We start from the raw sequence: 479 nt of genomic DNA on the forward strand, positions 1-479 counted from the left end.
ACCACGTCTTTCATCGCCTCTGACTGCCAAGGCATCCACCGTATGCGCTTCTTCACTTGACCATATAACCCCAAGCAATCTGGTTATACTATGAAGACGACATTCGCCGAAAATTCGAATTTCTCAATTAAGAGAACTCACAAATTTTACCTTAGCCTGATCCGTTACCAGTGAAAGTAACGTTCAGTCTATCTTTCTATCACATACCCAGATTTTTAAAGAACGAACTAGTCAAAGACTAGAAATCAATATTCACGCTGGAATACTCATTTCTAAACTCTAACGAAACAGACCACCTTAAAGGCTGGCCTCTCGTCTTCTTCAATGAATCAAGCAATTCGTGTGGGAGCTCATGGAGCAGCTGAGTCGTCGATTAAGGAGGTGATCCAGCCGCAGGTTCCCCTACGGCTACCTTGTTACGACTTCACCCCAGTCATGAATCACACCGTGGTAACCGTCCTCCCGAAGGTTAGACTAGC

1 rRNA gene is annotated in these 479 nt (G+C 44.9%); it reads right to left on the minus strand.

The features are described from left to right. Window positions 1-374: 374 nt before the first annotated feature. Window positions 375-479 (minus strand): 16S ribosomal RNA (locus tag Q8X48_RS29840); the annotation flags it as partial.

This window comes from Pseudomonas sp. QLc11A (assembly GCF_052112305.1).
GTDB lineage: Bacteria > Pseudomonadota > Gammaproteobacteria > Pseudomonadales > Pseudomonadaceae > Aquipseudomonas > Aquipseudomonas laurylsulfatiphila.